Below are 26,928 nucleotides of genomic sequence, written 5' to 3'. Positions count from 1 at the left end.
ACGACTCGCGAGGTCTGGGCGTACGACTCGCGGTCAGTCGTCGGGGTCCTTCTCGTCCAGGGTGCGCTGGAGCTCGGCGATCGGGTCCTCCAGGGCCTTGCGGGTCCGGCCGAACCGCTCGGCGAACTCCAGCGGGTCGTCCAGGTCCTCGGAGGTGGGCACCAGGTCCGGGTGCTCCCACACGCTCTCGCGCTGCTCGGCGCCGTACTGGTCGCCCAGCAGCTTCCACAGGGCCGCGGCCGAGCGGTGGCGGCGGGGGCGCAGCTCCAGGCCCACCAGGGTGGCGAAGGTCTGCTCGGCCGGGCCGCCCGACGCGCGCCGGCGGCGCAGGGTCTCGCGCAGCGCCTCCGCACCCGGCAGCCGCTCGCCCACGGCCTCGTTCACCACCACGTCCACCCAGCCCTCGACCAGGGCCAACAGGGTTTCCAGGCGGGTCAGCGCGGCCTTCTGCTCGGGCGTGGTCTGGGGTTCGAGCATCCCCGACTTCATCGCTTCCTCGATGCTCGCCGGGTTGCTCGGGTCGACCTGGCCGGCCAGCTGCTCCAGCGCCGAGGTGTCGACCGTGATGCCGCGCGCGAACTCCTCCACGGTGTCCAGCAGCCGCTGCCGCAGCCACGGCACGTGGCTGAACAGCCGCTGGTGCGCCGCCTCGCGGGCGGCCAGGAACACCAGCACCTCGCTCGCCGGCCGCTCCAGGCCCTCGGTGAACTTCTCGATGTTGGCGGGCAGCAGCGCGGCCGTGCCCTCCGGACCCAGCGGCAGCCCCACCTCGGACGAGGTCAGCACCTCCGCGCCCAGCTGCGCCAGCGCGCCGCCGAGCTGCGAGCCGAACGCCATGCCGCCCATCTGCCCGAGCATCGACAGCAGAGGACCTGCGGCCTCCTTGGCCTCGGCGGGCATCGCGTCCACCCAGGCGCCCGACACCCGCCGCGCCACCGGGTCGCACAGCCGCTGCCAGGTCGGCAGCGTCCGCTCCACCCACTCCCGCGCGGTCCAGCCCTCGGCCTTGCGCGCGCCGGCGGGCAGCGTGGTCACCGGGTCGAGCCACATCTCCGCCAGGTGCACCGCGTCGGCCACGGCGCTGTTCTGGTCCGGCCCGAACCCGGTGGACGAGCCGCCCTGCGCGGCCAGCTGCTGGAGGGCGATCTGCTTGGCGAGGTCGTAGTTGACCGGCCCGGCCGACGTGCCCGCGTTGCTGAACATCGCGCCGAGCTGGCTCAACATCGCGCCGAGCTGGTTGAAGTCGAAGGGGTTCGCGCCCCCCTGGTCCTCCGGCTTGCGGCCGCGGTCGTCGGGGTCCTGGGAGCTGAACCCGAAGGGCAGGTCACTCATGCCACCACGGTACGCGGGACGGGGGTCGCGCGCGGGACCGGTTCGCCAGGGGCGTGACGCGGTGGTCGTAGGCTGGGGGCGTGAGCGAAGGCACCGCCGTGGACCAGGCACCGGCCCCCCTCCCCGCCGCGCCGCGCCGCGGCCTGACCAGGCGGACGTGGACCCTCGTGGTCAGCCTCCTGCTCGTGCTGGCCCTCGGCCTGCTCGGCGGGTTCGCCAGGGTGCCCTACGTGGCCCTGGGCCCCGGCCCGACCTACGACACGCTGGGCCAGGTCAACGGCGGTGACGTGGTGTCGATCGAGGGTCAGGGGACGTTCCCGACCGGCGGTCGGCTGACCATGACCACGGTCTCGCTCATGGACGACGTCTCGCTGTTCGGCGCGCTCGGCCTGTGGGTCAGCGGCCGGCACGCGCTCGCGCCGCGCGAGGAGTTCTTCCGGCCCGGCGAGTCGCAGGAGGACGTGCGCAACCAGAACGTCAAGGCGTTCGAGGACTCGCAGAGCAGCGCCGAGGTCGCCGCCCTGCGCTACCTGGACCACCCGGTGAAGGTCGTCGCCGCCGAGATCACCGAGAACAGCGCCGCCGACCAGGTGCTGGAGCCCAACGACCGGCTGCTGGCGGTCAACGGCCGGCCGGTGGCCACCGCCGAGGACGTGCGGCCCGCGCTGGAGGGCACCAAGCCCGGCGACCGGGTGGAGCTGACCTTCGAGCACGAGGGGGAGCGCAAGACCGCCGCGGTGACCCTGGGCACGGCCGAGGGCCGCGACACCGGCTTCCTGGGCGTGCTGCCGCTCGACCGCGCCGACGTGCCGTTCGACATCAAGATCAGCCTGAGCGACGTCGGCGGCCCGTCGGCCGGCCTGCTGTTCGCGCTGGCCATCGTCGACAAGCTCACCCCCGGCGAGCTCAACGGCGGCCAGTCCGTCGCGGGCACCGGCGAGATCAACGAGAAGGGCGAGGTCGGCCGCATCGGCGGCATCGCCTTCAAGATGGTCGCCGCGCGCGAGGGCGGCGCCACCGTCTTCCTGGTGCCCGCCGGCAACTGCGCCGAGGCCAGGCAGCAGGCGCCCGAGGGCCTCAGGCTGGTCAGGGTCGAGACCCTCGACGACGCCGTGAGCTCCCTGGAGAGCCTGAACCGGGGTGGGGACGCCCCCGCCTGCTAGAGGCCGCCCGGCCGGTCACCGCGGTGACCGGCCGGGCGCGCGAGGTCGGGGAACCGGGCCCGATCAGGGCTTGAGCGTCTCCAGCAGCGCGTGCGTCAGGTTGGGCGCCAGCTCGGGGTGCGCCACGACCTCCTCGGGCACCTCCGCGGTGCCGCGCAGCCGCAGCACGCACGCCGCCGAGCCGTCCCGCAGCACCGCCGCCACCAGCCGCGCCTCGCGCCGCTCGGGGTGCTCGGCGGCGAACCGGCGCGCCGCCTCGTCGTCCAGGCCCTCCTCCGCCAGCCACGCCTCGGCCTCGGGCGGCAGCACCACGATCTCCTGGGCCAGCGCGCACCCGCGCACGACGTCGGGCCACACGATGCCGGCCAGCGCCCGGTCCAGCTCGGCGTCGGGCAGCGAGTCCTGCGCGATCGGGGTCAGCGGTGACGTCCCGGGATCGAGCTGGCCCGCCAGCTCGGGCTGCTGGGCCAGCAGCTCCGCGGTCGGCACCAGCGCGAACAGCTGGGTCGGCTGGTTCCACCCGCCGGTGGACACGAACTCCTCGACCTCGCGGGCGACCGCGGGCAGCACCACGACGGGCTTCTCATCGGCTGACACGCCCGCCATGGTCGCATCCACCCGAAACGGCGGACCGAACGGGGAACCCCGGGGACCCTCCGTAGAGTTGGACAGATCGTACGAACGCCACTACCGCGATCCAGGAGCGTGCCCCGTGGCCACACGGCCCCCGGTCGGACTGCCCAGGCTGTCCCGTCGCAGCCGGATTCTGCTCATCGTCGGTGCGGTGGTCCTGGTCGGTCTCATCACCGGTTCCAGGCTGCTCGGCACCTACGTCAACTGGCTCTGGTTCGGCGAGGTCGGCTTCCGCAGCGTCTACGGCACGGTGCTCGCGACCCGGTTCGGGTTGTTCCTCGCCGTCGGTCTGCTGGTGGGTGGCCTCGTCGCGCTCAACCTCATCCTCGCCTACCGGGCCCGCCCGGTCTTCGTGCCGATCTCCGGGCCGGACGACCCGGTGGCCCGCTACCGCGCGGTCGTCACCCGCCGGATGCGGCTGTTCACCATCGGCCTGCCCGCGCTGGTCGGCCTGATCGCCGGCGCCTCGGCGCAGGGTGACTGGCAGCAGGTCCAGCTGTTCCTCAACAGCACCGAGTTCGGGGTGACCGACCCCGAGTTCGGGCACGACATCGGCTTCTACGCCTTCGAGCTGCCGTTCTTCACCTGGCTGCTGTCGTGGCTGTTCATCGCCACCGCCGTGTCGTTCGTCGGCGCGGTGGTCTCCCACTACCTGTTCGGCGGCATCCGGCTGGCCGGTCGCGGCGGGCAGCTGTCCGGCCCCGCGCGCACCCACCTGGCCATCGTCGCGGGCGTGTTCGTGCTGCTCAAGGCGGCCGCGTACTTCCTCGACCGCTACCAGCTGCTGTTCTCCGACCGGAACACCCGGTTCCAGGGCGCGAGCTACACCGACCTCAACGCGGTGCTGCCCGCCAAGCTGATCCTGCTGTTCATCGCCGTGTTCTGCGCGGTGGCCTTCTTCGCGGGCGCGGTGCTGCGCAACCTCCAGCTCCCCGCGATCGCGACCGTGCTGCTGGTGCTGTCCAGCGTCCTGGTCGGCGCGGCCTGGCCGGCCGTGCTGGAGCAGTTCTCGGTCCGGCCGAACGCCATCGAGAAGGAAGCGGAGTCGATCGGCCGCAACATCGAGGCGACCAGGCAGGCGTACGGGTTGACCGACGACAAGGTCGAGACCGAGTCGTACGCCGGCAAGCAGAACGTCTCGCTGGACGAGCTGCGCAACGACCAGGCGACGGTCGGCAACGTCCGGCTGCTCGACCCGGCGGTCATCTCCAAGACGTTCACCCAGTTCCAGCAGCTGCGGCCGTTCTACACGTTCCCGGCGAAGCTCGACGTCGACCGGTACAAAGTGGACGACCAGCTCCAGGACTACATCGTGGCGGTCCGCGAGCTGAACACCGCGGGCATCCCGCAGGCCCAGCGCGACTGGATCAACCAGCACCTGATCTACACGCACGGCAACGGCATGGTGTTCGCCGAGGCCAGCAGGGTCAACTCGGCGGTCGACGAGGGCGGCAACGGCGGCTACCCGATCTTCGAGGCGGCCGAGGTCGGCCAGGACGGGCAGGTCAAGCCCGGTCCGTTCGGCGTGGAGCAGCCGCGGACCTACTTCGGCGAGATGGGCCAGCCCGGCGACTACGCCATCGTCGGCGGCCGGGGCGAGGGCGCGCCCGGCGAGTACGACACCGACGGCTCGTCCTACACCTACGACGGCGAGGGCGGCGTCCGCATCGGCGGGCTGTTCAACAAGCTGGTCTTCGCCGCGGCCTACGGCGAGCGGAACATCCTGTTCAACTCGGCCATCGGCGACGAGTCGCGGATCATCTTCAACCGCAACCCGCGCGACCGCGTCGAGGACGTGGCGCCGTGGCTGACCGTGGACGGCGACCCGTACCCGGCCGTGGTCGACGGCCGCATCACCTGGATCGTCGACGGCTACACCACGCTCGACAACTACCCCTACGCGCGCCGCACCGCCCTGAGCGACGCCACCAGGGACTCGCTGCCGGGCGTCGCGCAGCAGCCGAACCGGGAGATCAGCTACATCCGGAACTCGGTCAAGGCCACTGTGGACGCCTACGACGGCACGGTGAGCCTGTACGCGATGGACGAGCGCGACCCGGTGCTCAAGGCGTGGCAGGGCGTGTTCCCGGGCACGGTGAAGCCGGCCGGCGACATGTCGCCGTCGCTGCGCGAGCACCTGCGCTACCCGGAGGACCTGTTCAAGGTCCAGCGGGAGATCCTGGCCCGGTACCACGTGGACAACCCGCGCGACTTCTACTCGGGTGTCTCCTTCTGGGCCGTGCCGTCCGACCCGACCATCGACAACGCCACCACGGTCGAGGCCCAGCAGCAGCAGAGCAGCCAGCAGCGCGACCAGCAGCCGCCGTTCTACGTGCTGGCGGGCGACCCGACCGGCGACCAGAGCAAGGTCAGCTTCCAGCTGACCAGCGCCCTGGTGCGCGAGAACCGCGAGTTCATGGCCTCGTACGTGACGGTCAGGTCCGACCCGGACAACTACGGCAAGTTCAGCGTGCTCACGTTGAACAACGAGGCCAAGGGCCCGCAGCAGATCCAGACGCAGTTCCTGACCTCCGGTGAGGTCAGCAGCGAGCTGAACCTGCTCACCCAGCGGCAGACCAACGTCGTGTACGGCAACCTGCTCACCCTCCCGGTGGGCGGCGGCCTGCTCTACGTCGAACCGATCTACATCGAGCGGGCCAGCCAGAACACCCAGTTCCCGCAGCTTTACAAGGTGCTGGTCAGCTTCGGCGACAAGGTCGGCTACGCCCCGACGCTGAGCGAGGCCCTGGAGAAGGTGCTCACCGGCGCCTCCACCCAGGTCCCCGACCAGAACAACGGCAACCAGCCGCCGTCGAACACGCCGTCGACGACGCCGACCGCGCCGCCGAACACCGGCGACGGGCAGTCCCCGACCGTCCAGCAGGCGGTCCGGGACATCCAGGCGGCGCTGGGGCAGATCAGGGCGGCGCAGTCCAGCGGCGACTTCGCCGCGCTGGGCAACGCCTACAAGGCCCTGGACGACGCCACCAGGCGGTTCGAGTCGGCCAGCGCCGCCGCGACGCAGGCGCCGTCGTCGGCGGTGCAGCCGTCGCCCACACCGACCGGCTGAGCGCTTGACCTGCGGTAACCGCTGAACGAGCAACTGGATCGGGTGGTCCCGGACACATCGGGGCCACCCGATTTGCCTTCTGCGGCAACTCCCGCGTAGAGTAATGATTACCAACGCGGGGTGGAGCAGCTCGGTAGCTCGCTGGGCTCATAACCCAGAGGTCGCAGGTTCAAATCCTGTCCCCGCTACAAAGTTGGATGAGTCCCGTCTGCGGAGTGCGCAGACGGGACTTTTCCGCATTTACACCGGGGGTCCAACCTCCGGACCCCGGGCAGGGTGGGCTTCGCCCCCCTGCGCCCCCGGACTGTGGGGTGGGTGGTGGGTGCGGGCTTGGGGGGCTGGATGTGGGTTGAGCTGCGGGAATGGCGGTTTGGGACCCCCCTGAAAATGGGGGTTTTCGGGTGTGTATAGTTGTACTTGTCAACGCGGGGTGGAGCAGCTCGGTAGCTCGCTGGGCTCATAACCCAGAGGTCGCAGGTTCAAATCCTGTCCCCGCTACTGTGTGGAAGGCCCCCTCTTTCGAGGGGGCCTTTTGCTTTGTCAGGTCATGTTCTCGGCCCAGTACTGCGCGCAGGTCAGCGAGCAGACCCGGCCCTCGCCGCTGACCGTGCGGTGCCGGCGGATCTGCTTCCCGCACACCATGCACTCGTCCTTGGCCGCCTGCTCCGGGATGGTGCCGCTCGCCCACGCACGGGCGTTGCGCACGACCTTGGTCCCCGTCGTCCATTTGATGCCCACAGCTGACCTCCCAGGAATACGAACACCCGTGGTAATGGTCTCACCACCGGCCGTGTTTGCCAGATCAGGCGGCCGACATCACCGAGTTGTGCTATCGGGGACCTCGGGAGGTGGCGGGTTGTGGCTGCGCGGCGTCACCGGCGCAGCCGTTAGGGTGAACGCAATAGTGCGGTTCCACTGGGGGGCAAGGGATTCCGGCTCGGGTGGATATTTTTGGTCAAGGGGCTGAACGCGTGGTGGGGGACGGGGCGCCGGTTACGGAGCGGAGCTTCCCGTTGCTCCGCTTGGCCCAACTCCGCTAGCCCGTGATCAGCCACAGTGGACGGAACGGCTGACCATTGTGGACACCGGCCGCACGGCGTGGCACGGTTGGTGGTGTGTCGGACCTGAATGCGACCGCGGCCGCCCTGCTCGGGCTGCTGCACGACGGACCCAAGACCGGTGGCCAGCTGGTGGCTGAGGCCGGGGAGCGCTTCGGAGCGTTCTTCAGCGTCACCCGCAGCCAGGTCTACCGCGAGTTGCCCGCGCTGGCGGACGCCGGCCTGCTGCGCCTCGGCAAGCAGGGACCGCGCTCCAGCCAGCAGTACGTCCTCACGGCGGCGGGCAAGAAGGCGTTCAAGAACTGGCTGCTCTCCGAGCCGGGCCCGGACCACCTTCGCAGCCCCCTGATCCTGCGGCTGGTGCACGCGGGCTCGCTGACGCCCAAGCAGCGGCAGGGCCTGATCGACTCGGCGCGCGCCACCTACGGCGCCGAGCAGGACGCCGCCCGGACCGCCGTCAAGACCGCCGAGGACGCCTACGCCAAGGCGGTGGCCGAGTTCGGCCTGGCCCACGCCAAGGCCGTGCTCAAGCTGCTCGACGCCATCCCGCACGGCTGAGGCGCGCCAACCGGTCGCGCTCCGCGACCGGTACTGGCGTAATCTTCTGCCGTGAACCCCGACGTCGAAGCAGACATCAAGGACCTCTCCGCCACGCTCGCGAGCATCGAGGCGGTGATGGACCTCGATTCGCTGCGCGCGCAGGTCGCCGGGCTGGAGGAGGCCGCGGCCCGCCCCGACCTGTGGGACGACCAGGAGGCGGCCCAGCGCGTCACCAGCCAGCTCTCGCACAAGCAGGGCGAGCTGCGGCGGATCACCGGGCTGCGCGACCGCCTGGACGACGTCGGCGTGCTCTACGAGCTGGCCGAGGACGAGGGCGACGCGGGCAGCCTCGCCGAGGCCGACACCGAGCGCGCGAAGCTCCGCGACGAGATCTCGTCGCTGGAGGTCCGCACCCTGCTGTCCGGCGAGTACGACGAGCGCAACGCGCTGGTCACCATCCGCGCCGAGGCGGGCGGCGTGGACGCGGCGGACTTCGCCGAGATGCTGCTGCGGATGTACTCGCGGTGGGCCGAGCGCCACGGCTACGGCGTGGACGTGTTCGACACCTCCTACGCGGAGGAGGCGGGCATCAAGTCCGCCACGTTCCGGGTCACCGCCCCCTACGCCTACGGCACGCTGAGCGTCGAGCAGGGCACCCACCGCCTCGTGCGCATTTCGCCGTTCGACAACCAGGGCCGCCGGCAGACCTCGTTCGCGGGCGTCGAGGTGGTGCCCGTGGTCGAGCAGTCCGACCACGTCGACATCGACGAGAAGGAGCTGCGGGTCGACGTCTACCGGTCGTCCGGCCCCGGCGGCCAGGGCGTGAACACCACCGACTCGGCGGTCCGCATCACCCACCTGCCGACCGGCATCGTCGTCTCCTGCCAGAACGAGCGGTCGCAGCTCCAGAACAAGGCCACCGCCATGGCCGTGCTCCAGGCGAAGCTGCTGGAGCGGCAGCGCCAGGAGGCGCAGGCGAAGATGGACGCGCTCAAGGACACCGGGTCCAGCTGGGGCAACCAGATGCGCTCCTACGTGCTGCACCCGTACCAGATGGTGAAGGACCTGCGCACCGAGCACGAGGTGGGCAACCCCTCCGCCGTGCTCGACGGCGAGATCGACCAGTTCCTGGAGGCCGGCATCCGCTGGCGCAAGCAGCAGCAGTCCTGATCGGTCAAGCCCCCGTCCGGCTGTGCTGCAAATGGGCGAGACGGGGGCTTTACGGCCGTGGTGAGTAGACTCGCGCCTCGTGATTCGCCTCGAACACGTGTCCAAGGTCTACAAGACCTCCTCGCGCCCCGCGCTCGACAACGTCTCCGTCGAGATCGCCAAGGGTGAGTTCGTGTTCCTCATCGGGCCGTCCGGGTCCGGCAAGTCCACGTTCCTGCGCCTGCTGCTGCGCGAAGAGGTGCCCAGCAAGGGCCGCGTGTACGTGTCGAACTTCGACGTCGCCAAGATGTCCCGGCGCCGGGTCCCCCGCCTGCGCCAGTCGATCGGGTGCGTCTTCCAGGACTTCCGGCTGCTGACCGCCAAGACCGTCGCGGAGAACGTCGCGTTCGCGCTGGAGGTCATCGGCAAGCCGCGCAACACCATCGTGAAGGTGGTGCCCGAGGTGCTCCAGCTGGTCGGCCTGGACGGCAAGGCCGACCGGATGCCGCACGAGCTCTCCGGCGGCGAGCAGCAGCGGGTCGCCATCGCCCGCGCGTTCGTCAACCGGCCCCTGGTGCTGCTCGCCGACGAGCCCACCGGGAACCTGGACCCCGACACCAGCCAGGACATCATGCTGCTGCTGGAGCGGATCAACCGCACCGGCACCACGGTCATGATGGCCACCCACGACCACTCGATCGTCGACTCCATGCGCCGCCGCGTGGTCGAGCTCGACAACGGCCGCATCATCCGCGACGACGCGCGGGGCGTGTACGGCGTGGGCCGCTGAACACCCCCTCTGACCCCCGACCCTGAGGAACGCTCCCCCGATGCGTACCAGCTTCGTGTTCAGCGAGGTCGTGACCGGCCTTCGCCGGAACGTCACGATGACGATCGCGATGGTGCTGACGACCGCGATCTCGCTCTTCCTGTTCGGCGTCGGCCTGCTGGTCGTCAACATGGTCGGCAAGATGCAGGACGACTACCTGGGCCAGCTCGAAGTGGCCGTCATGCTGACCAACGACATCAGCGCGAACGACAAGGACTGCACCCAGGAGCCGTGCCGGGGCCTGCGCACGGACCTGGAGACCATGTCGGGGGTCGACACCGTCGTCTTCGAGAACCGCGAGAAGGGCTACGAGCGGTTCCAGAAGATCTTCGAGGCCCAGCCGGAGCTGGTGAAGCTGGCCCGCCCGGAGGCCATCCCGGCCATGTTCAGGGTCAAGCTGGAGGACCCCGAGCGGTCGGACGTGATCGTGCAGGAGTTCAACGGCAAGGCCGGCGTGAAGAACGTCGACGACCAGAGCCAGGACCTCGACCGGCTGTTCGGCTTCCTCAACGGCGTGCGCGACGCGGCGCTGGCGCTGGCGCTGCTCCAGGCCGCCGCGGCGCTGCTGCTGATCTCGAACACCATCCAGGTCTCGGCGTTCACCCGGCGCACGGAGGTCGGCATCATGCGGCTGGTGGGCGCGACCCGCTGGTACACGCAGCTGCCGTTCCTCATCGAGGCGGTGGTCGCCGGCGTGATCGGCGCGATAGCCGCGATCGGCCTGCTGGTGGTGACCAAGGTGTTCCTGCTCAACCGGGTGCTGGGCGAGCTGTTCTCGTCCAACATCATCCCGGAGGTGAGCATGGTCGAGATCCTGGTCCTGGCACCCGTCCTGGTGGGGGTGGCGATCCTGATCTCGGCGCTCACCGGCTACGTCACGCTGCGTCTCTACGTGCGCCTTTAATCGCCGGCGCGGTCACGTAAGGTTGCGGTCATGGTCAAGGAGCGCGGTCAGAAGGTGATCGCGTCGAACCGCAAGGCTCGGCACGACTACACCATCCTCGACACCTACGAAGCGGGCCTCGTGCTGGTGGGCACCGAGGTGAAGAGCCTCCGCATGGGACGGGCGTCCCTCGTGGACGCCTTCGCCCAGGTCGACGACGGCGAGATCTGGCTGCACGCGCTGCACATCCCCGAGTACGTGGCGGGCACCTGGACCAACCACGAGGTGCGCCGCAAGCGCAAGCTGCTGATGCACCGCAACGAGATCGAGCGGCTGATCGGCAAGACCAAGGAGGGCGGGCTGTCGCTGATCCCGCTCCAGATGTACTTCAAGGACGGGTACGTCAAGGTCGAGCTGGCGCTCGCGCGCGGCAAGAAGTCCTACGACAAGCGCCAGGACCTGGCCAAGCGGGACGCCCAGCGGGAGATCCAGCGGGCGCACGGGCGGGCGTTGAAGGGCCGGTACTGACCACGGCGGCCGGCGGGCGGGGACGTCCGCCGGCTACGCCAGGTTGAGGAAGGCGAGCACGGCCCGGACGCGGCGGTGCTCGGAGGTGCTCGGCTCCAGGCCGAGCTTGGCGAAGATGTTGCCCACGTGCTTCTCGACCGCGCCGTCCGACACGACCAGCGACGCCGCGATGGCGCCGTTGGACAGGCCCTGCGCCATCAGGCCCAGCACCTCGCGCTCGCGCTGGGTGAGCGCGTCGACAGGGTTGCGCCTGGCCCGCACCATCAGCTGCATCATGACCTCGTGGTCGATGCTGGTGCCGCCCTCGGCGACCCGGCGCACCGCGGCCACGAACTCGGCCACGTCCGCCACCCGCTCCTTGAGCAGGTAGCCGATGCCGGTCGAGCCGCCGGCCAGCAGCTCGACGGCGTACCGCTCCTCCACGTACTGCGAGAGCACGAGCACCGGCAGGTCCGGCACCCGCTTGCGCGCCTCGATCGCCGCCCGCAGGCCCTCGTCGGTGAACGTCGGCGGCATCCGCACGTCCACCAGGGCCAGGTCGGGCCGGTGCTCCTCGACCGCGGCCAGCAGCGCGTCGCCGTCCTCCACGGCCGCGACGGTCTCGATGCCCTCGTCGGCCAGCAGGCGCTGCACACCCACCCTGAGCAGCACCGAGTCCTCGGCGATCACCACGCGCACGGCAACTCCGCCCTGATCACGGTCGGCCCACCGACGGGGCTCAGCACGACCACCACGCCGTCGATCGTCGCAGCCCGGTCCGCCAGGCCCGCGAGCCCACCCCCCGGGCGGGCCTGCGCGCCGCCGCGCCCGTCGTCGACGACCTCCACGACCACGGAGTCCTCCGTGCGGGTCACGCCGACGTGCGCGGCGGTCGCCCCGGAGTGCTTGGCGAGGTTGGTCAGCGCCTCGGCGACGGTGAAGTAGGCGGTGCTCTCCACCGCCGTCGGCGGGCGCGGGTCGACGTCCACCACCACCGTCACCGGGACGGGGCACCGGGCGGCCAGCGACGACAGCGCCGCGTCCAGGCCCCGGTCGCCCAGCACCGACGGGTAGATGCCGCGGGCCAGGTCGCGCAGCTCCGAGATGGCCAGCTTGGCGTCGGCGTGCGCCTCGGCGATCAGCGCGCGGGCCGACTCGGGGTCGGTGTCGAGCTTGCCGCGCGCCCGGCCCAGGCCCATGGCCACCGCCACCAGGCGCTGCTGCGCGCCGTCGTGCAGGTCGCGCTCGATGCGCCGGCGCTCGGCCTCGGCCGCCTCCACGCCCCGCGCGCGGCTGGCCGACAGCCGCTCGGTCTCGGCGGACAGCAGGCTCGTGCGCGAGGGGCCGAGCAGCGCCTTCGCCAGCGCCGCGTGCCCCCTGGCCAGGCCCTTGACCAGCCGGGCGGTGACCAGGGCGAGCAGCACGCCGAGCACGCTCACCGGGATGGCCTTGGCGAAGGTGTCGATCGCCCAGACGTCGCCCCAGGGCAGCAGCACCTCCCACGTGGCGCTCAGCCAGTGCTGGTAGAAGGGCAGGAGCGCGGTGGCCGCGACCGTCGCCCACAGGGCCAGCACGAGCGAGAACTCGATCACGCCCAGCGGCAGCATGAGCAGCCAGTAGCCGAGGTCGCGCCAGGTCGCCGGGTCCTTGACGACGGTCTTGGCGCGGTCGGTGAGGCCGGTGGCGGGCAGCCGGCGGTGCGGGTCGGGGATGTCGACGCCCAGCGCCGCGCGGACCAGCGCCCGCTCGCCGGCGGCCGCCCCGCGCGCCAGGAGCAGGGTCAGCACGCCCAGCGGCAGGCCGACCCAGACGAACGCCGTGCCGATGCTCACCGCGGCCAGCGGGACCAGCAGGCAGAACCAGAAGAGGCCGGTCACCAGGTTGAGCAGGAGGTACCCGCTGGCCCGGAACACGTCAGGGCCGGTCCGCGTCGTCATGATCCCCACCTCACACCGCCGATGTACCCGACCAGCATCGCCGGTCCGGGTGACGTCGGGCCATCAGGTGCGCCGGAGAACAGCAGGTGGGGACAGCCCTACCCCCTCGTGGGCGTTATTCGGGATGAACGGGGGGTGGCGGGGCGTTATGATGTGTGGAGCAGGATCCACGACCAGGGGGTGAACGGTTTCGACTTTGTACGTTGATTCAAGGGAAGCGTGCCGGTGCAGGCGAGAGACCACCGCAAGCGTCATCGCAAACCAATAAGCGCCGAGTCTAACGACAAGCGCGCGTTCGCCCTCGCCGCCTGAGGCTAGGAGCGACGCTGTCGGCCCGGAGGTGCCTCCGCTCCGGTCGCCGGCATCAGCCAGGAGGCTCACCGCCGTCCCCGGCCACGGGGGACGGTTGGGACACCCACAGTGGCTGGGCCCGTCACGACGACTTGTCCGCGTGATCGTCGGGGTCGAGTAGAGGCATAGCGGACTGCGCACGGAGAAGCCTTGATGAGCCGGCAGAGGACCCGGGTTCGATTCCCGGCACCTCCACCACCGCGGCCCCTCCCCACCGGGGAGGGGCCGCTCTGCTTTTCCGCCGGCGTTCCGCCCTCCTGTCCGCAGTTCGCGGGAGAAGGCGGGGCCGGGGCCGGCCAGGATGGGGCCGGTGAGCGACGAGGACGAGGTCCCTGACGACCTGCGGCTGATCCCCACCCACAACCACGCCTCGGGCGGCGCCTTCCAGGGGGTGCAGGCCGGCGTCGTCACCGGGGGCGTCCACTTCGGCGTCACCGCGGAGCAGGAGCTGGTCGTGCTGCGGGCGACGGAGGCGGAGCTCGACGACGTCCGGCGCCACTTCGAACCGACCGACCGCTACGCCTCGGCGCGGCGCGTCCTCCGCGAGCACGGTGTCGTCGTGCTGACGGGTCCGGGCACCGGTCGGTCCTACACGGCGCGCCGGCTCCTGGTCGACATCGGCGCGGACGAGGTCGTGGAGGCCAACCCGGTGCGCGCGCTGGGCACTTTCGCCGGCCTGGAGACCGGCACCGGGTACGTCTGGGACGTGCGCGGAGCTGCGGGGGACCGGTTCGACCGCGCCGAGTTCGAGCGGGTGTCCCGGCTGGTGCGGGCCGCGGCCTGCCACCTGGTGATCGTCCTCGACACACCCGACCAGGTGCCGGGGGCCGCGCGGGAGCACGTCGTGCGGTTGACCGCGCCGCCGGCCGCGGGCGTGGCGAGGGCCGAGCTCGACCGGCTGTGCCGGGAGGACCTCGACCGCGCGGTGACCACGCTCGAAGGCGAGTTCGCGCTGGAGGGCGACGCCGCCCCGGAGAAGGCGGTCCGCGCGGCGAGGCTCGCGGTCCGGGTCGCCCGGGGGCAGCTCGGGTGCGAGGAGGCGCTGCGCGAACTGCGCGAGGACGTCGAGCACGCCGTGGAGCGCCACCTGGCGAAGCAGTCGGACCTCCAGCTCGCGCTGTCGTTCGCGGTCGCGCTGCTGGAGAACCAGCCCTACGACGAGGTGATGGCCCAGGCGCTGCTGCTGGACGACGCCCTGCGCCGGGCGCAGGTCGGGGAGGACGAGTTCCGGCGCAACCCCTGCTTCGCGACCTCGAAGGGGCAGTTGCTGGACGCGGTGGGCGCGGCCACCACGGTCCGCGCCCACCCGGTGCACCCGCGGCTGCGGGAGGAGACGGTCCACTTCACCCGCCAGGGGTGGGCCGGCGCGGTGCTGCGCAGGCTGTGGCGCGAGTACCCCTTGGCGCAGGAGGTGCTGTGGGGGTGGATGCGCGCCCGCGCGATGATCCGGCGCTTCCACGAGCCGGTGCTGCGGGCAGTGGTCACGATCGTCACCGAGATCCCCGCCCACGACCCGCTGAGGCTGGTCGAAGACCTGGCCCGCAAGCAGGCCGCCGACCACCAGCAGCTCGCGGCGGCGGTCGTGGCGCGCCTGGAGGAGCGGTACGGCGAACTCGCCGAGAACACCGTCGAGTCGTGGTCGCGGGGCACCGCCTACCAGCAGGCGACGGTGGTGTGGTTCAGCCTCGGGCAGGCGTCGACCCGGCCGTTGGACGACTGCCTGCGCCGCCTGGAGATCATCGCCCGGTCCGACAAGTGGACCCCGCGCAACGCGGTGGTGGCGGCGGTCCTCCAACTGCTCAGGGTCGAGGAGCACCGCACGCGGGTGCTGGACGTGGTGACCGCGTGGACGACGAACCGCCGCGTCGCCAAGGTGGGCCTGGCGGTCGCGATGTGGGCCACCGGCTACTACCCCCACGACCTGGCGGAGGAGCTGGTCGTGACCCACGCGGACCGGTTGGCGGTGCTGGCGGGCCGGGCGTTGATGGACCCGGAGACCCGCGACCCGGCACTGGCCTGCCTGGAGACCCTGGCCGACGAGGCGTGGCTGAAACCGGCGTCCGCCGACCGCCTGCTGGTGCTGGCGAACCTGCTCGCCCCCGAGTCGACGTGGCTGGGCCGGCGCAAGGCGGTGGCGGTGTTCGCCGCCGTGCACCCCGCCCAGCAGAACACGCTGCGCAACGCGCTCCGCGTGGCGCGGAGGCTCCGGACGAGGCCGGAGCAGGCCGGGTGAGGACGGGCGTTGCGCGGCCCCGAACCCGCCTGCCGGGTCTTTTCCCGCACCCGCCCCGGCTCCGGTCGCGACCGCCCTAGGGTCCGGGGTTCCAGCGGATTCACCGGGAGAGGTGCAGTGGACCTTCAGTTGCGGGGCAGGACCGCGTTGGTCACGGGATCCTCGGCGGGCATCGGGTACGCGATCGCCGAGGGCTTCGCCAGGGAGGGCGCCAAGGTCGTCCTCAACGGCCGTGACGGCGAGCGGCTCGCCCAGGCAGGCAAGCGGCTGGCCGCCGCCGTGCCGGGGGCCGACGTGGTCGAGGTCGTCGCGGACGTCGGCACGGCCGAGGGCTCCGACGCCGTCATCGCGGCCGCGCCCGACGTCGACGTGCTGGTCAACAACGTGTCCTCGTTCGAGCTGCGGCCGTTCCCGGAGATCTCCGACGAGGAGTGGCTGCGGTACTTCCAGACCAACGTCCTGAGCGGGGTGCGGCTGTCGCGGCACCACCTGGACCGGATGATCTCCCGCAACCGGGGCCGGATCGTCTTCATCAGCAGCGACGCCGCCGTGGACATGGCCGTGCAGATGCTGCACTACTCGGTGACCAAGACCGCGACGCTGGCGCTGGCGCGCGGGCTGGCGGAGCTGACCAAGGGCACCGCGGTCACGGTCAACACGGTGCTCCCCGGCCCCACCCTCACCGAGGGGGTCGCGGGGATGCTGGACGGCGCCTCCGCGCAGACCGGGCTGGGCCGCGACCAGCTCGAAGCCCGGTTCTTCCAGGAGAACCGGCCGACCTCGCTGATCCAGCGGTTCGCCACGCCCGACGAGGTCGCCAACCTGGTGCTCTACCTGGCCAGCCCGCTGGCCGCCATCACCAACGGCGCGGCGGTGCGGGCCGAGGGCGGTGTGGTGCGCTCGGTGCTCTGACCCCGGGGGCCGTGGTCGGGGCTCGTGCCGCCGACCACGGCCGCCGTCGGTCACCCGCGGCCGGTGATGGGGGCCGGTGCGCCGCGACGGCGGAGGTTCCTCACGGCAGGGGGAGGCCGGCCCGGCGATCGTCGAGGTACCTCTCGATCAGGTCGGCCACCAGCCGCGGATGCTCGAACGCGACCGCGTGCGTGGCGTCCAGGCGCACCACCTCGACGTTGTCCGGCAGCGTGGCGAGATCGCGCTCCAGCCCCCGCCGGTAGGGCTCGAACAGCGCCTGACCGGCCATCGGCCGCGTCGCCACGGCCAGCAGCACGGGGCAGCGGACCTCGCGCAACACCTCGAAGCAGTCCAGCTCCTCCAGCGCCTCCTGGAGTTCCGGCTCCCCGTGGGCGCGGAACGCCTCGCGCAGCGCGTCGATCTCCGCCAGCGGCGCCGGGTCGAGGTACCGCCGGGCCTGCGTCGGCACGCCGTGCCCGTCGATGTCGACCACCGCCGGGCACCCGGGGTGCCGCCGCCCCCACAGCGCGGCGACCATGCCGCCCATCGACATGCCGACCACGGCCGGGTTGTCGCCGGCGTGCGGTTCGATCCGGTCGAGCACCGACTCCCAGTCCCACGGGCCGCGCAGCTCCAGGGGCACGACCTCGTGCCCGCCCGCCATCGCCTCGACGACCGGCGCCCAGTCCGCGGGCGATCCGCCCGCGCCGTGCAGTGCCAACACCCTCATCGGGCCACCCTCATCCGTTGGGCCTCATCCGTTCAACCTCGCCCTCACCGAGTCGACGGTCACGCCGCCGCCCTCCGGGTCCCGGGCCAACTTGCCGCGCCGCACCAGGTCGTGGACGCCCTGCTTGGTGACGCCGAGCATCGCGCCGGCCACCGAGTAGGAGACCGCCCGCACCGCCGGGTGACCCATCCGCCGGGCGACGACCTGCCCGAGCGGGGTCCGCCACCAGTCGGCGGGCGGGGCGAACGGCGCGTCACCGGGGTAGAGCGCGCCGACGAGCCGCGCGATGGCGTGCCGGGCGGCCGCCTCGTCGTCGCCCAGCAGGGTCTCGGCCGTCCGCTCGGCCAGCGCCCCGACGCGGTCGGGCAGGTCGCCGACGTCGTCGAAGAGGATCTCCAGCGGGTCGAGCAGCCGGATTCGAATGATCGTGGCGATCTGCTCCGCGAGCACGGCCCACCTCCTTGACGGCTATCGTCAAGTACTTGACGGCCGGCGTCAAGGGGTAGTTGGCGACGGGTGGTCAGCGGCGGGCGGGCGCGGCGGTCATCGGGTCCTCCGGCCACCGGTGCTTCGGGTACCGGCCGCGCAGCTCGGCCCGGACCCGCGGGTACCCGGTCCGCCAGAACGACGCCAGGTCGCCGGTCACCGCGGCCGGCCGCCCGGCGGGGGACAGCAGGTGCAGCACCACCGGCACCCGGCCGCCGGCCAGGCGCGGCGTGTCGGTCCAGCCGAACACCTCCTGCACCTTCACCGGCAGCACCGGCTCGGGTCCCGAGTAGTCGACCCGGACCCGCGAGCCGGACGGCACCTCCAGCCGGTCGGGCGCCAGCTCGTCGAAGCGCGCCGCCGCGGGCCACGGCAGCAGCCGCCGCACCACCTGCTCGCCGCTGATCCGCTGGAGGTCCGCCTTCCGGCGCGCGTCGCCGAGGTCCACGACCTCCAGCAGCGCCTCGTCGTCCACCCCCGGCCACGGGTCGCCCAGCACCCGGTGCAGGAACTCCATCCGCTCGCGCGTGCGCACGCCGTCCGCGTCCCAGCGCAGCAGGCCGACGCCCTCGGCGCGCAGGCCCTCGCGCAACGCCCGCCGCACCGCGTCCGGGTCGCGCAACGGCCTGCTCGACAGCGGGATCGCGCCCAGCCTGCGCACCCGGTTGGCCACCACGTCGCCGTCCCACCGCACGTCGTCCTCCTCGACGACCAGCGCGGGCGCGGCGGCCAGGGCCAGCTCCTCGTCGGCGCGGGCGGCGAGCCGGACCCGCCCGTGCGCGCGGCCGGGCTCCCGGTCGGCGACCGCCACGGCCAGCCACTCGGCGTCGGCCAGGCGGCTGCCCGGCGGCAGCTCCACGGCGGTGCCGCCCGCCATCAGGTAGACCGGGGAGCCGGGGGCGCGCCGCCGCGCCAACCGCTCGGGGTGCGCCAGGGCCACCACCAGCGCCGGGTCGCCGCCGTCGGCGCGTCCCGGGTCGCCGTCCTCCTCCCGCACCAGCGCGGCCAGCCTGCGCGCCTCGCGCGGGTCGGCGTCGCGCACGTCCAGCTCGATCCCGGCCGACGCGCGGTCGTCGTCCAGCAGGGCCACCACCCGCGCCGCCGTGCGCGCGCCCACGGCGTCCGCGCCGTCGAGCAGCGCCCGCGCCAGCCGCGGGTGCAGGCCCAGGTCGGCCATCCGCCTGCCCCGGTCCGTCGCGCCCCGGCCGGCCAGCGCGCCCAGCGCCCGCAGCACCGACCGGCCCGCGTCCAGCGCGCCCGGCGGCGGCGCGTCCCACCAGCCCAGGCCCTCGCCGTCCGGCACGCCCCAGCACGCCAGCTCCAGCGCCAACCGGGTCAGGTCGGCGGTGCGGATCTCGGGCTCCGGGTAGCGCGGCAGGGTGCCGTGCTCGTGCGCGGGCCAGCAGCGGTAGACCCGGCCCGGCGCCTCGCGCCCCGCCCGGCCCGCGCGCTGGTCGGCCACCGCCGCGCTGACCCGCACCGTGGCCAGACCCGCCAGCCCGCGCCGGTGGTCCACCCGCGGCACCCGCGCCAGCCCCGAGTCCACCACCGCGCGCACCCCCGGCACGGTCAGGCTCGACTCGGCGATCGCGGTGGCCAGCACCACGCGGCGGCGACCGCCGGGGCGCAGCGCCGCGTCCTGGGCGGACGCGGCCAGCCTGCCGTGCAGCGGGAGCACGTCCACGTCGTCGCCCAGCAGCGCCGAGCACCGCCGGATCTCCGCCACGCCGGGCAGGAACGCCAGCACGTCACCGTCCACTTCGGACAGGGCCCGGCGGGTCGCGCGGGCCACGGCCGCCTCGACCCGCTCACCGCGCGCGGGCGGCTCGTGGCTCACCTCCACCGGGAACGCGCGCGCCTCCACCCGCAGCACGGGCGCGTCGCCCAGCAGCTGCGCGAGCCGGTCGGCGGCGACCGTGGCGGAGGTGGCCAGCAGCCTCAGGTCCGGTCGCAGCCCGGCCCGCGCGTCGAGCAGCAGCGCCAGCAGCAGGTCCGCGTCCAGGTGCCGCTCGTGGCACTCGTCCAGCAGCACGGTGCCCACGCCCGCCAGCTCCGGGTCGTGCTGGAGCCGCCGCACCAGCAGGCCCGAGGTCACCACCTCGACGCGGGTGTCCCGGGAGGTCCGGCGGTCGCCGCGCACCGAGTAGCCCACGGTCCGCCCGACCGGCTCGCCCAGCAGGCTCGCCATCCGCGCGGCGGCGGCGCGGGCGGCCAGCCGGCGGGGTTCGGCGACCACGACGCGGCCCTCCAGCGCGAGCGGCACCAGCGTCGTCTTGCCCGTGCCGGGCGGCGCGACCAGCACCAGCGAGCCGTGCGCGGCCAGCGCGCCGGCGATGTCGCCGAGCAGCGGGCGGATGGGCAGGTCGGGCAGTTCCACGGCGACGAGTATCGCCCCGGCGGCTGTGCCATTGTGGACCCATGGGGAAATGGGGCGTCCTCGGCGCCGCGCTGGTCGTGGCGCGCACGGCGATCACGGTGAAGGTGTGGCGGGAGGTCGAGCGCCTGCCGGGGCAGGGGGTCCACGACGGTTCGGTGACGGTCGTCGTGCCCGCCCGGGACGAGGAGCGGACCATCGACCGCTGCCTCACCGGGCTGCGCGCGCAGGACCACCCGGACCTGCGGATCGTGGTGGTCGACGACGCCTCGACCGACCGCACCGCCGAGGTCGTGCGGCGGCACGCGGCCGAGGACCCGCGGGTGCGGCTGGTCACCGGCTCCGGCCCGCCGTCCGGCTGGGCGGGCAAGGTGCACGCGCTGCATGTGGGCAGCGCCGGCGTGGACTCGGACTGGCTGCTGTACGTGGACGCCGACACCGAGGCGGCCCCCGACCTGGTCGGCCGGCTGCTCGCGGGCGCCCGCCGCTGGGACGTCGACCTGGTGTCCACCTCCGGCCGCGGCACCCGGCCCGGCCCCGGCTGGTGGCTGCTGCTGCCGCCCACCAACCAGCTGCTGTTCGAGACGACCACGGTCGACGGGCGGCGCGGCATGGCCCTGGCCGTCGGTCACTGCATCCTGGTGCGGCGCGAGACCTGCGAGCGGGCGGGCGGCTGGGCCGCGATCGCCGGGTCCCGCGCGGACGACGTGGGCTTCGCCACCCTGGTCCGCGACACCGGCGGCCGCACCCGGTACGCGGACGGGTCGGACTCGCTGACCACCTCGGGCCTGGACGCGTTCGGCGACGCGTGGGCGTCGATGCGCAAGAGCATGGTCGCGGGCACCGACCTGTACTCGAAGGGCCCGGCCGGCGCGTTCCTCGGGCTGGTCACCGCCGGCGTCGCGCACATCGCGTACGGGGCGGTGCCGCTGGTCGCGGCGCTGCGCGGGTCCCGACCGGGACTGGTGGCGTGCCTGGCGCAGTCGGCGGCGCTGTGGGTCTTCCTGCGCCGCACCCGGCAACCGCGGGCCGCGGCGGTGCTCGGGCCGGTGGCCCCGGTGGTGTTCGGCGCGCTGTCGCTGGAGGCCGCGTGGCACGCGCTGCGCGGCACCGCCCGGTGGAAGGGGCGGGGGATGCGTGGTTGACCCGCTGCGCGACCCCGACGACCCGGAGCTGCTGGACCCGTACCGGGCCCGCGAGCTGGCCGGGCTGGTGGAGGCGGCCCGGCTCGCCTCCGGCGCGGTCCGGTACGGCGGGGTCGGCCGCGTGGGCGCGGCCCAGGTCGTGGTGAACCGGGACGACCCGCTGCCCGGCGGCAACCACGCGTGCGCGGTCTACGGCTCGTCGGCCGAGGTCGCGGGCACGCTGATGCGGTTGGAGCAGACCTTCGCCGACGTGGGCCGGGCCGAGGCGGTGCTCTACGCGTCCCCGACCACGGTCGCCGAGATCGAGGGCATCGCCGACGACACCGGGTGGCACGCGGTGGAGGAGGCGCTGGCCGTGGTGCACCGGGGTCCGGCGGTCCGGTCGCCCTCGGTGCGGCCCGCGCGGGACGCGGACCTGCCCGGCATCGCCGAGCTGCTGGCCGACGACCTGGGCGTGGACGGGCCGCGGCTGCTGCGCCACCTCGGGCAGCGGCTGGACGACCCGCGGTGCGCGTTCGCGGTGGTCGACGACGGCGACCGGCTCGGCGGGTTCGCCTCCGGGTTCGGCGAGCGCGGCGTCGGCCTGGTCGAGCACGTGGTGGTGCGGCCGGCCCGGCGGCGGCGCGGGCTCGGCGGCGCGCTGGTCGCGACCGCGGTGGCGGCGCTGCGGGACGCGGGCGCGCTGCTGGTGGCCGCCCACGTGGCCGAGGGCGGCGCGGGGGAGCGGTTCGCGGAGGCGTGCGGGTTCGAGGTCGGCTACCCGGTGACCGCCTATGCACGCAGGGTGGACGAACTCCTCGATTGAGTATTTAGTTGATGCAGCGCATATCCTTAGCAGGGCTAAAGGATGATGTCCTCGGGCGGGCCGAGGCAACCGGAGGGGGCGCTGTGCGGGGCAACGGCAACGAGGTGGAGCTCCGGCTGCCGAGCGAGGTGTGGGTGCTCGTGGCGGCGAGCTTCATCATCGCCCTCGGGTTCGGCATCGTGGCCCCGGTCCTGCCCGCCTTCGCCAAGAGCTTCGACGTCGGCACGTTCGCCGTGTCCGCCGTCATCAGCGCGTTCGCCCTGGTCAGGCTCGTCTTCGCGCCGCTGAGCGGCCGGTTGGTCGACCGCTTCGGCGAGCCCCGCGTCTACATCACCGGCATCCTCATCGTGGCCTTCGGCACCGGCGCCTGCGGCTTCGTCGGCTCGTACTGGCAGCTGCTGGCGTTCCGCTCCCTCGCGGGCATCGGCTCCACCATGTTCACCGTCGCCGCGGTCGGCCTGCTGATCCGGATCACGCCGCCGCCCATGCGCGGCCGGGCGTCCGGGCTGTGGGCCACCGGCTTCCTGCTCGGCAACATCGGCGGACCCATCCTCGGCGCGGCCCTGGTCGAGATCTCGATCGAGGCCCCGTTCGTCGCCTACTCGTTCGCGCTGGTGGTCGCGGCCTTCGTGGTGTGGTGGTTCCTGCGCCGCTCCACGCTCGCCGCGCTGGACAACTCGGTCAAGCAGGAGACGCTGACCGTGCGCGCGGCCGTGCGGCTGCCCGCCTACCGGGCCACGCTGGCCTCCGGCTTCACCAACGGCTGGGCGGTGTTCGGCGTGCGGATGTCGCTGGTGCCGCTGTTCGTGGTGGAGGCGCTGCGCAGCACGCCCGCCGTGGCCGGCATCTCCCTGTCGGTGTTCGCCGCGGGCAACGCCGCCACGCTCATGGTGTCCGGCCGGCTGGCCGACGGCGTCGGGCGCAAACCGGTGGCCATCGCCGGGCTCGTGGTGTCCGCGCTCGGCACCACCGCGCTGGGCCTGAGCTCCACCGTGCCGATGTTCATGGTCGCCTCGCTGGTCGCGGGCGCGGGCGCCGGGCTGCTCAACCCGCCGCAGAACGCCGTGGTGGCCGACGTCATCGGCGAGAAGGCCAAGGGCGGACCGGTGCTGGCCGGGTTCCAGATGGCCGCCGACCTCGGCGCGATCGTCGGCCCGCTGCTCGCCGGCGTGCTCGTCGACGCCTTCTCCTACCAGGCCGCGTTCACCCTGACGGGTGCGATGCTCGCCCTGTCGCTGGGGTTCTGGTTCGTCGCGCCCGAGACCCTGCCGAAGAAGGCGCAGACGCACGTCGCGGCGACGGTGGCCGGCGAGTCCGGGTGCCTCGACGAGGGGCCCGAGGTGCCCACCGGCGAGCGCCTCGCCGGGCGCCCGCGTCAGCCGGAGGCGTGATCGCTCAGGTTCCGCTCAGCATCCCTCGGTAACCTGCGGACGCAGCCGACCGGGGGAAGGACGGGCGAATTCAGGTGGGTGGCGCGGAGCGCAACGCTCGGAAGAAGAAGCAGCAGGCGCAGCAGGCGACGCGGGCCGTGACGGCGGCGCGCTCCGGCGGCGACCGCAACAAGGTCGTCCTCGGCGTGGTCGTCGTGGTCGTGCTGGCGCTGGTCGTCATCGGCGGCGTCGTCTGGACCGCCCGGAGCAAGGACGACCAGGCCCTGACCCCGCCCGCCGGCATCGCGGACATCTCCGCCCCGGTCGCGCGCGAGGGCGCCGTGGTGGTCGTCGGCGAGCCCGGCGCCAAGGCCACGATCGACCTGTACGAGGACTTCCTCTGCCCGGCGTGCCGCAACTTCAAGGAGATCTACGGCGAGCGGATGAAGAGCGAGATCGAGGCGGGCAACCTCCGCGTCCGCTACCACGCGCTGCCGTTCCTGATCCGCTACTCCGACCCCGAGGGCTACTCGCGCGACTCGTCGAACGCGGCGCTGTGCGCGGCCGACCAGGGCGAGTTCTGGGAGTACCACGAGACGCTGTTCGCCCAGCAGCCCGAGGAGGGCGGGCCCGGCTACACCAAGGAGGAACTGGTGAAGCTCGGCACGGACCTCGGCATCACCGGTGACGGGTTCAAGCAGTGCGTGGAGAGCGGCGCCCACGAGGCCGAGGCCCAGGCCGGGCTCGACGAGCTGCGCGCGGGCGGGCAGTTCAAGGGCACGCCGACGGTGATGAAGGACGGCCAGGTCATCGACTTCGGCAACGAGAACTGGCTCACCGACCTGGTGAAGTGAGCCCGGCGACCGGCGGCGGTCCCCCGTCCCACCGGACCAGCCGCCGGGCCTTGCCGGTCTCCGCGCGCGGCACCGCGCCCGCGGGGACGACGGCGACGCGGCACGTGATCCCCAGGCGTTCCCGGAGCGCGGCGGTGAGGTCGGCGGCCACGTCGTGCGCGCTCTCGACCACCACGTGCAGCTCGGGCCGCCCGGCGTCCCGGCGGTCCTCGACCACCAGGTAGTGCGGCCCGACCCGGGCGTCCCCGAGGACCACCGCCTCGACCTCGGTGGGGAACACGTTGACGCCGCGCACCACCAGCATGTCGTCCCGCCGGCCCAGCAGCTTGCTCATGCGCCTGAGGGTGCGCGGACCGCCGGGCACGGGCGGGGCGAGGGCGGCGACGTCGCCGGTGCGGTAGCGCAGCAGCGGCATCCCCGTCTTGGTCAACGTGGTGAACACCAGCTCACCCGGCGTGCCGTCCGGCACCGGCCGCCCGTCCCCGTCGACCGCCTCCACGAAGAAGTGGTCCTCGGCGACGTTCAGCATCCCGTCGGAGTCCAGCGACTCGCACGCCACCCCGGGCCCGATGACCTCGGACAACCCGTAGACGTCCAGCGCCCTGATGCCGAGCAGCTCCTCGATCTGCCGGCGCATCCCCCCGGTCCACGGCTCGGCCCCGAAGACCCCCACCCGGAACGGCGACGTCGTCCCGGAGTCCCGCAGGGCCTCCCCGAGGTGGATCGCGTAGGACGGCGTGCAGCACAGCACATCGGGCCCCAGGTCGGCGATGAGCCGAACCTGCCGCTCCGTCATGCCGCCCGACAGGGGAACCACGGTGGCCCCCAACCGCATCCCGCCGTGGTGCACCCCCAGACCGCCGGTGAACAGCCCGTACCCGTAGGCGTTGTGGATCACGCTGCTCCGCGTGACCCCGGCCCCACCGAGCGCCCGCGCCATCACCCCGGCCCACACCCCGACGTCGTGCGCCGTATAAGGAACGAGCGTCGGCCGCCCACCCGTCCCGGACGACCCGTGGACGCACACGATGCGGTCATCGACCCGGAACCCGAACGGGTAGTGGTCCCACAGGTCCTGTTTGGTCACGAACGGCAGCGCCGGCAGGTCGTCCAGCCCGATCTCCTCGGCGTGCCCCACCCCGGCATCGAGCAGCCGGGCCGCCTGCACGCCGTCGGCGTCGAGCAGCCGGGTGAGCATCCGGCGCAACCGGCGCTCTTGGAGGGCGCGCCTCGCGGCGGGGGACATCCCCTCGGCCTCTGGTTCGACGAGCGGTACGGGACCCATGCACCCCGGTCTAGCAGGCCGGATGCCGGAGGGGTACCCCCGATTTCGTCGGGACGGGGTCGGTGTTGTACGGTATTGCCACACGCGAACGGCGGGGGAACCGGCCGGGAACGTGGGGAGTACGGGGCTGTGGCGCAGCTGGTAGCGCATCACACTGGCAGTGTGAGGGTCAGGGGTTCGAGTCCCCTCAGCTCCACAATCGAATACGGCATACGAATCGCTCGTCGGACCTGTGAAAACAGGTCCGACGGGCGATCTTGCTTTGCAGTCCACTGTGGACTGTGGTACGGCTAACTGGAGCAAAACTGGAGCAGAGGCCGGAATCCTGCGAAATGGGGTCACGGGTCTGCTCCAGGAACCCGTCGCCCGTAGGGGCGGGTATTCGGTGTGGTCTCGGAGATCACCGGACACCAGCTGGCCAGTGGCCTGGTCGAGTAACGCACAGTGGACGACGGGCGATCTTCCTCAACGTTGGCCGAGGCGGTCTTCTCTCGACTCGGCCGCTGGACTGTTTGGTGCTGGCGAACGCATGCTGGTAGAAGATGTTTCTGGCGGTCAACACCGGTGGAGGGGGGCGACTGCGAGGTGACGGACGACGCTCGGTTGGCAGCGGAACAGCGGGCGCGCGTGCTGGTTGACCAGCAGTTGACCGAGGCCGGGTGGTTGGTTCAGGGCCGGAAGAACATCAACTTGTTCGCTGGTTGGGGCGTCTCGATGCGTGAGATGATCATCGCCAAGGGGCATGGTCGGGCGGACGACTCGCTCGATGTGGACCAGCGGGTCGCCGGAGTCATCGAGGTGAAGCCGGCCGGTGTGGCGCTATCCGGGGTGGAGTTGCAGTCGGCGATGTACGTCGACGGGGTGTCGCCCGAGGTGAGGCTGAAGGTGATGGTGGTGGACGGTCGATTGTCTCGTGTTCGAGGCCAGTCGTTCGGGAATCGCACTTCACGGACGGTTACGCCCCTGTCGCAGACTCGACGCCTGTCCAACGTCCCGAAGCCGGAAACCTCGGCGCCAATTCTGCTGGCGGCTGAGCGTGATCCGGCCGAGGCGCGCGACATTGCGGGCGCTGCTGGTGCTGGACGAGCGGCCCACGAGCAAGGCTCAGGTCGCGACGATCCGCAGGATCCACAAGTCCCTCGCCGAGCAGCGGTTCGACCGTTCGTCGGTGCTGATGGCCACCAGGGCGGGTGACAGTGCAAGATTACTCCGGGTGATCCCGGGTCAATCGGGCTGTCTTTCAGACGGGCGCTCGGCTGTCCGGACAAGTTTGGTGTCAGCA

General features: G+C 72.6%; 23 protein-coding genes, 3 tRNA genes and 1 other RNA gene. 18 read left to right on the top strand and 9 right to left on the bottom strand.

The window, feature by feature from the left end; genetic code table 11:
* Positions 1-33: 33 nt before the first annotated feature.
* Positions 34-1,332, bottom strand: coding sequence for a zinc-dependent metalloprotease (locus Q5530_RS33965; protein WP_415366901.1), 1,299 nt, complete (start codon positions 1,330-1,332; stop codon positions 34-36).
* A gap of 80 nt (positions 1,333-1,412) precedes the next feature.
* Here Q5530_RS33965 and Q5530_RS33960 point away from each other — a divergent pair, with 80 nt between their 5' ends.
* Positions 1,413-2,495, top strand: coding sequence for a PDZ domain-containing protein (locus Q5530_RS33960; RefSeq protein WP_415366899.1), 1,083 nt, complete (start codon positions 1,413-1,415; stop codon positions 2,493-2,495).
* 63 nt (positions 2,496-2,558) lie between these two features.
* On the opposite strand, the gene Q5530_RS33955 is transcribed toward Q5530_RS33960, so the two are convergent.
* The gene (locus Q5530_RS33955; RefSeq protein WP_380641292.1) at positions 2,559-3,101 is read right to left on the bottom strand and encodes a PPA1309 family protein; all 543 of its coding nucleotides are present in this window, start codon (positions 3,099-3,101) and stop codon (positions 2,559-2,561) included.
* A 106-nt stretch (positions 3,102-3,207) separates the two neighbouring features.
* On the opposite strand from Q5530_RS33955, the gene Q5530_RS33950 reads away from it, so the two are divergent.
* The 3 genes from Q5530_RS33950 (at position 3,208) to Q5530_RS33940 (ending at position 6,696) form a co-directional block, all read left to right on the top strand.
* Positions 3,208-6,198, top strand: a complete 2,991-nt coding sequence (locus tag Q5530_RS33950; protein ID WP_415366898.1) for a UPF0182 family protein — start codon at positions 3,208-3,210, stop codon at positions 6,196-6,198.
* A gap of 114 nt (positions 6,199-6,312) precedes the next feature.
* A tRNA-Met gene (locus Q5530_RS33945) sits at positions 6,313-6,386 on the top strand.
* Between the two features lie 236 nt (positions 6,387-6,622).
* A tRNA-Met gene (locus Q5530_RS33940) sits at positions 6,623-6,696 on the top strand.
* A gap of 42 nt (positions 6,697-6,738) precedes the next feature.
* On the opposite strand, the gene Q5530_RS33935 is transcribed toward Q5530_RS33940, so the two are convergent.
* Positions 6,739-6,936, bottom strand: a complete 198-nt coding sequence (locus tag Q5530_RS33935) for a hypothetical protein (protein ID WP_380641288.1) — start codon at positions 6,934-6,936, stop codon at positions 6,739-6,741.
* Positions 6,937-7,313: 377 nt separating this feature from the next.
* Here Q5530_RS33935 and Q5530_RS33930 point away from each other — a divergent pair, with 377 nt between their 5' ends.
* From Q5530_RS33930 to smpB, 5 genes are all read left to right on the top strand, one after another.
* Entirely contained in the window at positions 7,314-7,814 is a 501-nt protein-coding gene (locus Q5530_RS33930; RefSeq protein WP_380641286.1) for a PadR family transcriptional regulator, read from the top strand.
* A 51-nt stretch (positions 7,815-7,865) separates the two neighbouring features.
* A complete protein-coding gene (gene prfB / locus Q5530_RS33925; RefSeq protein ID WP_380641284.1) occupies positions 7,866-8,966 on the top strand; it encodes a peptide chain release factor 2 in 1,101 nt (366 codons plus the stop codon).
* 79 nt (positions 8,967-9,045) lie between these two features.
* Positions 9,046-9,735, top strand: coding sequence for a cell division ATP-binding protein FtsE (gene ftsE, locus Q5530_RS33920; protein ID WP_380641282.1), 690 nt, complete (start codon positions 9,046-9,048; stop codon positions 9,733-9,735).
* Positions 9,736-9,775: 40 nt separating this feature from the next.
* Positions 9,776-10,678 (top strand): permease-like cell division protein FtsX, encoded by a 903-nt coding sequence (ftsX, locus tag Q5530_RS33915; RefSeq protein ID WP_380641280.1) that lies wholly within the window; start codon positions 9,776-9,778, stop codon positions 10,676-10,678.
* 30 nt (positions 10,679-10,708) lie between these two features.
* Positions 10,709-11,185, top strand: coding sequence for an SsrA-binding protein SmpB (gene smpB / locus Q5530_RS33910; RefSeq protein WP_380641278.1), 477 nt, complete (start codon positions 10,709-10,711; stop codon positions 11,183-11,185).
* A gap of 33 nt (positions 11,186-11,218) precedes the next feature.
* On the opposite strand, the gene Q5530_RS33905 is transcribed toward smpB, so the two are convergent.
* Both Q5530_RS33905 and Q5530_RS33900 read right to left on the bottom strand, forming a co-directional pair.
* The gene (locus Q5530_RS33905; protein WP_415366897.1) at positions 11,219-11,863 is read right to left on the bottom strand and encodes a response regulator; all 645 of its coding nucleotides are present in this window, start codon (positions 11,861-11,863) and stop codon (positions 11,219-11,221) included.
* Entirely contained in the window at positions 11,851-13,101 is a 1,251-nt protein-coding gene (locus Q5530_RS33900) for a sensor histidine kinase (protein ID WP_415366896.1), read from the bottom strand. The genes Q5530_RS33905 and Q5530_RS33900 overlap by 13 nt, the downstream gene beginning before the upstream one ends.
* A 176-nt stretch (positions 13,102-13,277) precedes the next feature.
* Here Q5530_RS33900 and ssrA point away from each other — a divergent pair.
* From ssrA to Q5530_RS33885, 3 genes are all read left to right on the top strand, one after another.
* Positions 13,278-13,650: a transfer-messenger RNA gene (ssrA, locus tag Q5530_RS33895) on the top strand.
* A 112-nt stretch (positions 13,651-13,762) separates the two neighbouring features.
* Positions 13,763-15,685, top strand: a complete 1,923-nt coding sequence (locus Q5530_RS33890; protein WP_415366895.1) for a hypothetical protein — start codon at positions 13,763-13,765, stop codon at positions 15,683-15,685.
* Positions 15,686-15,832: 147 nt separating this feature from the next.
* Positions 15,833-16,597, top strand: a complete 765-nt coding sequence (locus Q5530_RS33885; protein WP_415366893.1) for an SDR family NAD(P)-dependent oxidoreductase — start codon at positions 15,833-15,835, stop codon at positions 16,595-16,597.
* A gap of 100 nt (positions 16,598-16,697) precedes the next feature.
* Here Q5530_RS33885 and Q5530_RS33880 read toward each other — a convergent pair whose 3' ends face one another.
* From Q5530_RS33880 to hrpB, 3 genes are all read right to left on the bottom strand, one after another.
* Positions 16,698-17,327: an alpha/beta fold hydrolase gene (locus tag Q5530_RS33880; RefSeq protein ID WP_415366891.1), complete on the bottom strand. Its 630-nt coding sequence runs from the start codon at positions 17,325-17,327 to the stop codon at positions 16,698-16,700.
* Positions 17,328-17,351: 24 nt separating this feature from the next.
* A complete protein-coding gene (locus Q5530_RS33875; protein ID WP_415366890.1) occupies positions 17,352-17,777 on the bottom strand; it encodes a hypothetical protein in 426 nt (141 codons plus the stop codon).
* Positions 17,778-17,847: 70 nt separating this feature from the next.
* Positions 17,848-20,190 (bottom strand): ATP-dependent helicase HrpB, encoded by a 2,343-nt coding sequence (gene hrpB / locus Q5530_RS33870; protein ID WP_415366889.1) that lies wholly within the window; start codon positions 20,188-20,190, stop codon positions 17,848-17,850.
* Between the two features lie 41 nt (positions 20,191-20,231).
* Here hrpB and Q5530_RS33865 point away from each other — a divergent pair, with 41 nt between their 5' ends.
* From Q5530_RS33865 to Q5530_RS33850, 4 genes are all read left to right on the top strand, one after another.
* Positions 20,232-21,332, top strand: coding sequence for a glycosyltransferase (locus Q5530_RS33865; RefSeq protein ID WP_415366888.1), 1,101 nt, complete (start codon positions 20,232-20,234; stop codon positions 21,330-21,332).
* Entirely contained in the window at positions 21,325-22,137 is an 813-nt protein-coding gene (locus Q5530_RS33860; RefSeq protein ID WP_415366887.1) for a GNAT family N-acetyltransferase, read from the top strand. Before Q5530_RS33865 ends, Q5530_RS33860 begins: the two co-directional genes overlap by 8 nt.
* Before the next feature lie 83 nt (positions 22,138-22,220).
* On the top strand, positions 22,221-23,528 hold the full coding sequence (locus Q5530_RS33855) for an MFS transporter (RefSeq protein WP_415366886.1): 1,308 nt from the start codon (positions 22,221-22,223) through the stop codon (positions 23,526-23,528).
* Positions 23,529-23,602: 74 nt separating this feature from the next.
* Positions 23,603-24,361 (top strand): DsbA family protein, encoded by a 759-nt coding sequence (locus Q5530_RS33850; protein ID WP_415366885.1) that lies wholly within the window; start codon positions 23,603-23,605, stop codon positions 24,359-24,361.
* Here the strand turns inward: Q5530_RS33850 and Q5530_RS33845 are convergent.
* Entirely contained in the window at positions 24,342-25,646 is a 1,305-nt protein-coding gene (locus Q5530_RS33845; protein WP_415366884.1) for a phenylacetate--CoA ligase family protein, read from the bottom strand. The two genes, Q5530_RS33850 and Q5530_RS33845, sit on opposite strands and share 20 nt — an antisense overlap.
* Positions 25,647-25,769: 123 nt before the next feature.
* Between Q5530_RS33845 and Q5530_RS33840 the strand changes: the two genes are divergently transcribed.
* Together Q5530_RS33840 and Q5530_RS33835 are read left to right on the top strand one after the other, a co-directional pair.
* A tRNA-Ala gene (locus tag Q5530_RS33840) sits at positions 25,770-25,842 on the top strand.
* A 389-nt stretch (positions 25,843-26,231) separates the two neighbouring features.
* Positions 26,232-26,840, top strand: a complete 609-nt coding sequence (locus Q5530_RS33835; protein ID WP_415366883.1) for a hypothetical protein — start codon at positions 26,232-26,234, stop codon at positions 26,838-26,840.
* Positions 26,841-26,928 lie beyond the last annotated feature (88 nt).

The organism is Saccharothrix sp. BKS2, from assembly GCF_047689505.1.
GTDB lineage: Bacteria > Actinomycetota > Actinomycetes > Mycobacteriales > Pseudonocardiaceae > Actinosynnema > Actinosynnema lopnurensis.
Note: the sequence above shows the minus strand (reverse complement) of the source record. Positions and strands in the feature narration are given on the sequence as shown.

Bases quoted from the DNA above. Each gene is read 5' to 3' on its own strand.
- Q5530_RS33845 (WP_415366884.1), bottom strand. From the start codon at position 25,646: ATGGGTCCCGTACCGCTCGTCGAACCAGAGGCCGAGGGGATGTCCCCC.
- Q5530_RS33880 (WP_415366891.1), bottom strand. From the start codon at position 17,327: ATGAGGGTGTTGGCACTGCACGGCGCGGGCGGATCGCCCGCGGACTGG.
- Q5530_RS33900 (WP_415366896.1), bottom strand. From the start codon at position 13,101: ATGACGACGCGGACCGGCCCTGACGTGTTCCGGGCCAGCGGGTACCTC.
- Q5530_RS33865 (WP_415366888.1), top strand. From the start codon at position 20,232: ATGGGGAAATGGGGCGTCCTCGGCGCCGCGCTGGTCGTGGCGCGCACG.
- Q5530_RS33965 (WP_415366901.1), bottom strand. From the start codon at position 1,332: ATGAGTGACCTGCCCTTCGGGTTCAGCTCCCAGGACCCCGACGACCGC.
- Q5530_RS33955 (WP_380641292.1), bottom strand. From the start codon at position 3,101: ATGGCGGGCGTGTCAGCCGATGAGAAGCCCGTCGTGGTGCTGCCCGCG.
- ftsX (WP_380641280.1), top strand. From the start codon at position 9,776: ATGCGTACCAGCTTCGTGTTCAGCGAGGTCGTGACCGGCCTTCGCCGG.
- smpB (WP_380641278.1), top strand. From the start codon at position 10,709: ATGGTCAAGGAGCGCGGTCAGAAGGTGATCGCGTCGAACCGCAAGGCT.